1 protein-coding gene is annotated in these 1,360 nt (G+C 55.1%); it reads left to right on the forward strand.

Features of this window, described 5'->3' with window-relative positions; all coding sequences use genetic code 11:
• Positions 1–212: 212 nt before the first annotated feature.
• Entirely contained in the window at positions 213–1,154 is a 942-nt protein-coding gene (locus C41B8_RS19145) for a toll/interleukin-1 receptor domain-containing protein (protein ID WP_037342005.1), read from the forward strand.
• Positions 1,155–1,360: the final 206 nt, after the last annotated feature.

Genomic DNA, 1,360 nt, shown 5'->3' on the forward strand with positions numbered 1-1,360 from the left:
TCCTCGGTTCAGGGTACGAGAAAATTCCACTTATGACCCGCGCTCTTTTCTGGGGGGATTACCATACAACACGCAAGGTTCGCCCAACGATCTCAGGTAATGCTCAATGCTCAGGACAGTGCTCGATTTATGGCCCGACCCGGCCAGTCGCAGGCGGCTGACCTGGGGCGTTTGGCAAGGGCAGCCGTGTGGAATGACTGGAGAAACAGATAGTGAGAGCGTTTGTCTCGTATTCCCATCGAGACGAAGACGCGCTTGAGCGGCTTCACGTACATTTGGCGGCACTCCGCCGAGAGCAGCGGATTGAAGCTTGGTTCGATCGGGAAATTTTTGCCGGCGGTGCAATTGATGAAGCAATAGATCGCGAATTGGAAACAACATCTTTGTTTCTATTGCTCGTGAGCCCGGATTTCATCGCCTCCGACTATTGTGTTGAGCGTGAGATGACGCGGGCTCTTGAGCGCCACGAGGCGGGCGACGCCCGCGTGGTTCCTATCATCGTGGAACCTTGTGACTGGCAATCGGTGCCCGCGCTACGTCGACTCAAGGCTATACCGAAGGACGGGCTGCCGATCAGCAATTGGGCGAACGCAAACAATGCCTACCTGGATGTTGTGCAGGAGCTCCGGCGAATAATCGACGACGAAGAGAGTGTCTCCGAGACCTTCGCCTCCGAGTCCAAGCAAGAGCCGGCAAGGCGACCAAAGTCGCGCTACAGAGTTCAGCGTGATTTCGACGAGATCGATCGCAGTGAGTTTCGTGAGTCAGCATTCTCTGCAATGAAGGAGTATTTCCGAAAGGCAACTTCGGAGATTGATGCGATCGAGGGTATTAGGGGGCGTTTCGCTGATAGAAATCCAACGTCGTTCGGCTGCACTGTGATCAACCAAGCGCGACGCCCAGGCGCAGCGTATATCACAGTGCATTGCTCTGCTGGAGGGTTCGGGCTCGGTGACATTTACTTCTCGTTTGCCGAGAACGCCGCTGAGAACTCAGCGAATGGAGGCTATCGTGTATCGGCCGATGAGTACGAGATGTACTTAAGTGTTGCGATGCCGATGTATGGGAATGAGCCAGATCGGCTCACGCCGGAGCAGGCTGCCGAGCACCTATGGAACCGTTTCATCGAGCAGGCAGGCATTGAGCCTGTATAGCTCGTCGTACCATGGACCGCCATAACGCCGGCTAGACGCGAAGGGCGGCAGTCCGAGCAAATCGAGAGCCGTCTAAGGTATTGAATTATAGGCGAAATCGGCAGACAGACTTTGCGCGCTTTGTGCCGTTTTATAATGCTAAAGGAGCTATATGCAAGTCTGGTGTATGGAGACTTGATCAAGCGGCGCTCCGGCGGTCCTGGGAA

The sequence above is a fragment of the Salinisphaera hydrothermalis C41B8 genome (genome assembly GCF_000732535.1).
Classification (GTDB): Bacteria; Pseudomonadota; Gammaproteobacteria; order Nevskiales; family Salinisphaeraceae; genus Salinisphaera; species Salinisphaera hydrothermalis.